This is a genomic window from Mycobacterium sp. 852002-51163_SCH5372311, assembly GCF_001667115.1.
Classification (GTDB): domain Bacteria; phylum Actinomycetota; class Actinomycetes; order Mycobacteriales; family Mycobacteriaceae; genus Mycobacterium.
This window is the reverse complement of record NZ_LZIJ01000203.1, coordinates 64381-71473: the sequence shown is the minus strand read 5'-3', so window position 1 is coordinate 71473 and position 7093 is coordinate 64381. Positions and strand designations below refer to the sequence as shown.

Annotated in this window: 9 protein-coding genes; 7 read left to right on the top strand and 2 right to left on the bottom strand. The window is 66.3% G+C overall.

Going from position 1 to position 7093, the window contains the following annotated elements:
• On the bottom strand, positions 1-1591 hold a 1591-nt coding region (locus A5791_RS25490), incomplete at its 3' end, for an amidohydrolase family protein (RefSeq protein ID WP_067243051.1).
• A gap of 101 nt (positions 1592-1692) precedes the next feature.
• Between A5791_RS25490 and A5791_RS25485 the strand changes: the two genes are divergently transcribed.
• The 6 genes from A5791_RS25485 to trmD all read left to right on the top strand — a co-directional run bounded on the left by A5791_RS25485 (position 1693) and on the right by trmD (position 5409).
• The gene (locus A5791_RS25485; protein ID WP_067243049.1) at positions 1693-2754 is read left to right on the top strand and encodes an AraC family transcriptional regulator; all 1062 of its coding nucleotides are present in this window, start codon (positions 1693-1695) and stop codon (positions 2752-2754) included.
• Complete coding sequence (locus tag A5791_RS25480) at positions 2748-3167, top strand: nuclear transport factor 2 family protein (RefSeq protein ID WP_067243048.1); 420 nt, start codon at positions 2748-2750, stop codon at positions 3165-3167. The genes A5791_RS25485 and A5791_RS25480 overlap by 7 nt, the downstream gene beginning before the upstream one ends.
• A gap of 234 nt (positions 3168-3401) precedes the next feature.
• Positions 3402-3923, top strand: a complete 522-nt coding sequence (gene rpsP / locus A5791_RS25475; RefSeq protein WP_067243046.1) for a 30S ribosomal protein S16 — start codon at positions 3402-3404, stop codon at positions 3921-3923.
• A gap of 8 nt (positions 3924-3931) precedes the next feature.
• Entirely contained in the window at positions 3932-4174 is a 243-nt protein-coding gene (locus A5791_RS25470; protein ID WP_067243044.1) for an RNA-binding protein, read from the top strand.
• A 24-nt stretch (positions 4175-4198) separates the two neighbouring features.
• On the top strand, positions 4199-4720 hold the full coding sequence (gene rimM / locus A5791_RS25465) for a ribosome maturation factor RimM (protein ID WP_067243042.1): 522 nt from the start codon (positions 4199-4201) through the stop codon (positions 4718-4720).
• Between the two features lie 2 nt (positions 4721-4722).
• Entirely contained in the window at positions 4723-5409 is a 687-nt protein-coding gene (gene trmD, locus A5791_RS25460; protein ID WP_067243040.1) for a tRNA (guanosine(37)-N1)-methyltransferase TrmD, read from the top strand.
• Positions 5410-5484: 75 nt separating this feature from the next.
• Here trmD and A5791_RS25455 read toward each other — a convergent pair whose 3' ends face one another.
• The gene (locus A5791_RS25455; protein WP_067243039.1) at positions 5485-6429 is read right to left on the bottom strand and encodes a hypothetical protein; all 945 of its coding nucleotides are present in this window, start codon (positions 6427-6429) and stop codon (positions 5485-5487) included.
• A 296-nt stretch (positions 6430-6725) separates the two neighbouring features.
• Between A5791_RS25455 and rplS the strand changes: the two genes are divergently transcribed.
• Positions 6726-7067, top strand: a complete 342-nt coding sequence (gene rplS / locus A5791_RS25450) for a 50S ribosomal protein L19 (RefSeq protein ID WP_061558917.1) — start codon at positions 6726-6728, stop codon at positions 7065-7067.
• Positions 7068-7093 lie beyond the last annotated feature (26 nt).

The window sequence follows — 7093 nt, the reverse complement described above, 5'->3', positions numbered from 1 at the left end:
CCGCTTCCTCGTGGTATCCGTCCAGCGACTCGTCCAGGTGGGCCGGGTCGATGACCACGAAATCCGCCCGGTCGCCCATGCGCAGATGGCCGGCATCGATCTGGTACCAGTCGGCCAATTCGCCGGTGAGCCGGTGCACCGCCTGCTCGATGGTCATGAATGGTGTGCCGGCCCTCTGGGCGTCGTGGACGTGACGCAGCAGCCGCAGCCCGAAGTTGTAGAACGCCATGTTGCGCAGGTGTGCGCCGGCATCGGAGAAACCCATCTGGATGCCCTTGTCGCGGGCCATCTGCTTGAGCACCTCGGGGCGGTGGTTGGAGATCGTGGTGCGCCACCGCAGCGCGGTGCCGTGCTCGACGACCAGGTCCAGGAATGTGTCGACGGGATGCAGCCCGCCGCGGTCAATTCCGACCTGCCCGAACGACTTTCCGATCACAGCCGCATCGGGGCACTCGACGATTTCGGCGTCGAAGAAGTCGCGGTGCCACACCCGCAGCCCGTACTTGCTGTCGTAGTCTTTGCGGAACCGGCGACGGTAGTCCTCGTCGCGCAGCAGGTCGTTACGCTCGGCCACTTGTTCTTTCAGATGCATGGCCGCCGCGCCGGAGCCGAACTCCTCGAAAATCACCAGGTCGATGCCGTCGGCGTATACCTCGAAGGGAACCGGCAGGTGCTGCCAGTGGAAGTTTCCGCCCAGCTTGTTGACGAGCCGGGCCGCCGGACCCATCGTCGCGATCAGCCACGGGTTGGCCTTGATGTCAGCGGCCGAGAGCAGACTGGTTTTCAGCGGCCGGCGGACGATCCCCAGCGACTGCACCACCTGCGATCCGACGTTCAGCGGGTTTTGGATGTCGGGACCCGCCTGCAGTACCCGCCCGCTGCGTCGTAGCAGCGACTTCAGCCGGCGCAGCTCCCGCGGTTTCGCGTATGTCGACGGCAGCGTCCGGGAGCGGCAGATCTCTCCGTCGAGCTTGTCGAAAAGCAGTTGCTGCGACGACATGCCGACGAACCCGGCCTCCAGCGCCTCGACGAGCATTTGCTCCATTCGAGCCTGCTCGGCCTTGCTCGGGCGGACTTCCTTTCGGGTGGCGCGATCCAGACCCATCGTCGCGGCGCGCATGTCCGAATGTCCAATGAACGCAGCGACATTCGGCCCCAGGGGCCGTGCCTCCAGCGCGGCGATGTACTCCTCGCAAGTGCTCCAGGTCTTGTGGCGGTCAACCGCGCTGATGACGTGCTCGCGCGGGATGGCCTCCACCCGACCGAACAGGTCGCCGGCGTCTTGGCCGTCGACATGAACTGTCGACAGCGAACACGAACCAACCATCACCGTCGTCACCCCGTGGCGCAACGACTCCGACAGCGACGGAGCGCCGAGCACTTCGATGTCGTAGTGGGTGTGGATGTCGACCATCCCGGGCAGCACCCACTTGCCCTCGGCGTCAATGACCTGCGGGCAGCCCGATTCGTCGAGCCGCTGTGCGCTGACTGCCGCGACGTGACCGTCACGGATGCCGATGTTGCGGATCGCCGACGGCGCGCCGGTGCCGTCGAACCAGCGGCCGTTGCGGATCACGGTGTCGAAGCTCATGGGGGGACGTTCCTTTCTGGGCGGCTCGTTGGCTCCCAGCATGCGGCCGCGACCACGCCTAAGTCTTGACAGTTGCGGACGATTATTTGACATTTGTTGACATGTCGGTGGTGCGGGGAACGTCGCTGTCGGGCTATCCGCGCCTGGTCGCCGAACTCGGCGGAGACCCGGCCGAGTTGCTGCGCGCCGCCGGCATCCGGCTCGAAGACGTCGGCGAGCATGAAGCCTTTCTGCCCTACCGCAGCATCATCGTGGCCATCGAGACTGCGGCCACGGCCACGGCGACTCCCGATTTCGGCAGGCGGTTGGCACTGCGCCAGGGCATCGAGATTCTCGGACCGCTCGGGGTGGCCGCGCGCACCGCCGCCACCGTCGGTGACGCCTTCACGATTACCGAAACCTTTCTGAGCGCCTACAGCCCGGCCATCTCTGCGCGGATCGGCCCGGGCGCCGACGCCGGCCAGTCGTTCTACGCGTTCGAGATCTTGATCGAGCGCCCCCCGCCGCATCCACAGACCACCGAGCTGTCGCTCGGGGTGTCACTGCGGATCCTGCGGTTCCTGCTCGGCGCGCAGTATTCGCCGCTGTCGGTGCACCTGCCGCACGAGTCGCTCACCGCGCCAGCCGACTATCTGACCTACTTCGGCTGCCGGCCCTGCTTCACGCAGCCAACCGCGGGCTTCACGTTTCGCACGGCCGACCTCGCGCGCTCGCTCAATCCGGACACGCTTGCCCATCAAGCGGTCGTGCAGTACTTGACCGGGATCACCACACATCAGCCCGGCATGACTCAGTCGGTGCGCGCCATGGTCCGCCAACTCCTACCCACCGGCACCGCCAGCCTCGAGTTGATCGCTGCCCAGTTCGATCTGCATCCCAGGGCGCTGCACCGCCGCCTGGCCGCCGAGAAGACCACCTTTGGCGAGCTCATCGACAGCGTGCGCCGCGAAACCGCCGAACACTACCTGCGCGACACCGACATCAGCCTGTCGCACCTGACCCGGGAACTCGGCTACGCCGAGCAGAGCGTGCTCACCCGCTCGTGTCGGCGGTGGTTCGGCTGCAGTCCCAGTAGCTTCCGCAGCGCGGCCCGCTCTGTCTCGCCGCGGCGGCCCGGCGAGCATGTCGCGCCGCAGGCTCGTGTTCAATCGACGACATGCTGAGCCTGGAAGAGATCTCGGATCGGCTGGAGATCCAGCAACTGCTGGTTGACTACTCCACCGCCATTGACCAGCGCCGATTCGACGACCTGGACAAGGTGTTCACCCCGGATGCCTACATCGACTACACCGCCCTGGGCGGCATCGAGGGCCGCTACCCGGAAGTGAAGCAATGGCTGTCGCAGGTCCTGCCGAACTTCCCGTTGTACGCGCACATGCTGGGCAACTTCGCGGTCCGGATCGACGGCGACACCGCGTCCTCGCGGGTGATCTGCTTCAACCCGATGGTGGTCGGCGGCGACTCAGGGAAGATCCTGTTCTGCGGCCTCTGGTACGACGACGAGTTCGCGCGCACACCCGAGGGTTGGCGCATGACCCGTCGCGTCGAGACCAAGTGCTTTCAAAAGGTGATGTGAGTCCGCGCTTGCGATCGCCACGGGGTTGAATGGTGGCGACCCGCCGCGCCCGGCTCCGCCGCGCTCGCGATCGCCACGATTCGGCCGGACGACCCCGTTCTGGCACAATAGGCGGCTGTCCGCCGCGCGACTACGGTCGCACAGTGGTCAGAAACGCGAGGCAAAACCGGACCCTGGCATTCTGCCGCGGTCGCTGAATTGCAGCGTGACACGTACAGGAGAAATCGCTTAACCATGGCTGTGAAGATCAAGCTCACGCGGCTCGGCAAAATTCGCAATCCTCAGTACCGCATCGCCGTCGCCGACGCCCGCACCCGCCGCGACGGTCGCTCCATCGAGGTCATCGGCCGCTACCACCCCAAAGAAGAGCCCAGCCTCATCGAGATCAACTCCGAGCGCGCCCAATACTGGCTCTCGGTGGGGGCTCAGCCCACCGAACCGGTCCTCAAGCTGCTGAAGATCACCGGCGACTGGCAGAAGTTCAAGGGCCTGCCCGGCGCCGAGGGCACCCTGAAGGTCAAGCCCGAAAAGCCCAGCAAGCTCGAGCTGTTCAACGCCGCGCTGGCCGCGGCAGACGGCGGTCCCACTACCGAGGCCGCCAAACCGAAGAAGAAGTCGCCGGCCAAGAAGGCCGCCAAGGCCGACGAGGCCGCCGCCCCCGAGCCTGAAAAGGCCGATAAGGCTGAGACGCCCGCCGAAACGGCCGCCGAGCAGTCCGAGGGCGGCGAGCCGGCCGACACATCGAACGAAAGCTGATCGGCGCAATGAGTACCGTCGTCGTCGACGCTGTGGAACATCTGGTCCGGGGAATCGTCGACAACCCCAACGACGTCCGGGTCGACATGGTGACCAGCCGGCGTGGACGCACCGTAGAAGTCCATGTTCACCCGGACGATCTGGGCAAGGTCATCGGTCGTGGCGGACGTACCGCGACCGCGCTGCGCACCTTGGTCGCCGGTATCGGTGGCCGGGGCATCCGCGTCGACGTGGTGGACACCGACCAGTAGCGGCGTCCTGCTCATGGAGCGCTCGTGGAGCTGGTAGTCGGGCGGGTCGTCAAAGCGCACGGCGTCAACGGCGAACTGGTCGTCGAGGTCCGCACGGATGATCCCGAGACCCGATTCGCTCCCGGTAACACTTTGCGCGCCAAGGCCTCTCGTGCGCCAGGCCAGGAGCGCAGCTATGTCGTCGAGGGTGTACGTGAGCACGGAGCGCGCCTGCTGGTGCGATTGGCCACAGTGACCGACCGGGATGCCGCCGACGCATTGCGCGGCAGCGTGTTCGTCATCGACTCGGACGAACTGCCCCCCATCGACGAGCCGGACACCTACTACGACCACCAATTGGAAGGCCTGCGGGTCCATACGACGACGGGCCGGGAGCTCGGCGTGGTAGCCGAGGTGCTGCACACCCCCGCCGGCGAACTGCTTTCGGTCAAACGCGATTCAGGAGAGCTTTTGGTGCCGTTCGTCGCCGCGATCGTCACGTCGGTGTCGCTGGAGGACGGCACGGTCGAGATCGACCCGCCCGACGGCCTACTGGATCTGGGGTAGCGGTGCGCATCGACGTCATCACCATCTTCCCGGCCTTTCTGGAGCCGCTGCGACTGTCTTTGCCGGGCAAGGCGATCGACGCGGGTCTGATCGACCTGCGGGTGCACGACCTGCGGCGGTGGACGCACGACGTGCATCACTCGGTGGACGACGCGCCCTACGGCGGCGGTCCGGGCATGGTGATGAAGGCGCCGGTGTGGGGTGACGCGCTCGACGAAACGTGCTCGGGCGAGACGCTGCTGGTCGTTCCCACCCCCGCCGGTTCGCTGTTCACCCAGGCCACCGCTCAGCGCTGGAGTGCCGAGACACATCTGGTGTTCGCGTGCGGCCGCTACGAGGGCATCGACCAGCGCGTCGTTGAAGACGCCGCACGACGGATGCGGGTCGAAGAGGTCTCGATCGGCGACTATGTGCTGCCCGGCGGCGAGTCGGCGGCCGTGGTGATGATCGAGGCGGTGGTGCGGCTGCTCGCGGGCGTTCTGGGCAACCCCGCGTCGCACTGCGACGACTCACACTCGCCCGGCATCGACGGGCTCCTCGAGGGGCCGAGCTATACCCGCCCCCCGACCTGGCGTGGCCTCGACGTCCCAGATGTGCTGCTGTCCGGCGACCATGCGCGAATCGCCGCTTGGCGTCGCGACGTCTCGCTGCAGCGCACCCGCGAACGCCGGCCGGAGCTTCTGGAGTGACGAGCAGACGCCAAAGCACCCAAAACCGGTGCGGTTTAGGGACTTTGGCGCCTGTTCGCGATACCGTCGGCCGGCTCAGATGCGGCCGTTGGGGAACATCGTCTTGACAGCCTGGGTGATGGTCTCGCGCGCGGTGGCGTCATCCGAGGGCTGCAGCGACTCGATCACCATCACGTAGCGCCGGTCCGCGCCGATCACCCCGGTCGACAGGTGCAGCCAGTCACTGCCGATGCAGCACATCCAGCCCTGCTTGACCGCCACCGGTTCGGCGTACAGGCCGTCCGGGATGCCGAACCGCTGCGGGTAGCCGTCGACTCCGGTGGGGGTGGACTGAGCCAGGTCGTTGACGATGATTCCGGCCCGCTCCAGCGGCAGCCCGCCCGACCCGCTGAGCAGCATGTCGTAGTAGCGGACCAGGTCGGTCGCCGAGCTGATGGTGTTCCACCAGCGACCGTCGCTGCCCGGCGTGGTGGACGACAGTCCATACCGGCTTGCGACCTGGGTGACAATGGCGTCGCCGCCGTCCTGATCCCAGAACCGCTGGGCGGCGTCGTCGTCGGAAGACCGCAACATGGCGTCGAGTGCCTGGCGATCCTCCGGGCTCAACGTGGTGTTGCCCTCGGATTCGCGCAGCAGCAGTTCATCGGCGATGAACAGCTTGGCCACCGAGGCGGTGCCGACGATCTGGGCATCGCCGTTGGACACCAGCTGATGGGTGACCCGGTCGAGAACGGCGATAGACAGGGTGGCGCCGGCGCCGGCGGCTTCGTCGGTCGCCCGCTGAACGCGTGCCTGCAATCCGCCGAACCCGGCGTACGGCTGCGCATCCGGCGGCATGGGCCGGGAGATGACTTGGAGCAGCAGTTCGGCCAGCTGGGGTGAAGGCTGCAGATTGCGACCGGGTGCGCTGTTGACAGGTGGGCTCGGCGTCTTTGCCTCCACCTTCGCTTCGCACGCCACCACTACCACCAACGCCACCGCCGCCGCGGCGGTGATAAGCGTCAGCGGCCGGACTCGCATCAGTCATATGTACCATTCACCAGGGACTTTCGCCGGTCACGAACCGCGAGGATTTCCTGTGATTTTCACTGCATGCGCAGTGTCTGGCACAATTGACCGGTTGTCTCCAGAGGTTGTCGGCCGGCCGGGTGCGCGACGATGCGTTATCAGGGCACTATCGAGGACCCGATCAAGGCCAGTTGCCTGCTGCGAGATACGCCCAGAAGCCCGAACCCATCGGCTCGGTGACACCGCCGCACGACGTCACGTGTGGACGGCCGCCCGCGAGCCGCGACCGCAAGGAAGTGCTTTCTACGATGAACAGGCTGGACTTCGTCGACCAGGCGTCGCTACGCGACGACATCCCGGCCTTCAACCCGGGCGACACCGTCAACGTGCACGTCAAGGTCATCGAGGGCGCCAAAGAACGTATCCAGGTGTTCAAGGGCGTGGTGATCCGTCGTCAGGGCGGTGGTATCCGGGAGACGTTCACGGTGCGCAAGGAGAGCTACGGCGTCGGCGTCGAGCGGACTTTCCCCGTGCATTCGCCCAACATCGATCACATCGAAGTGGTGACTCGTGGCGATGTGCGTCGCGCCAAGCTGTACTACCTCCGTGAGTTGCGTGGCAAAAAGGCCAAGATCAAGGAGAAGCGCTGAGGCGCCTGCACGGGCTTGAAGACGCG

Coding starts and splice junctions, on each gene's coding strand:
- A5791_RS25485 (WP_067243049.1), top strand. CDS start 1,693: ATGTCGGTGGTGCGGGGAACGTCGCTGTCGGGCTATCCGCGCCTGGTC.
- A5791_RS25480 (WP_067243048.1), top strand. CDS start 2,748: ATGCTGAGCCTGGAAGAGATCTCGGATCGGCTGGAGATCCAGCAACTG.
- rpsP (WP_067243046.1), top strand. CDS start 3,402: ATGGCTGTGAAGATCAAGCTCACGCGGCTCGGCAAAATTCGCAATCCT.
- A5791_RS25470 (WP_067243044.1), top strand. CDS start 3,932: ATGAGTACCGTCGTCGTCGACGCTGTGGAACATCTGGTCCGGGGAATC.
- A5791_RS25455 (WP_067243039.1), bottom strand. CDS start 6,429: ATGCGAGTCCGGCCGCTGACGCTTATCACCGCCGCGGCGGCGGTGGCG.
- rplS (WP_061558917.1), top strand. CDS start 6,726: ATGAACAGGCTGGACTTCGTCGACCAGGCGTCGCTACGCGACGACATC.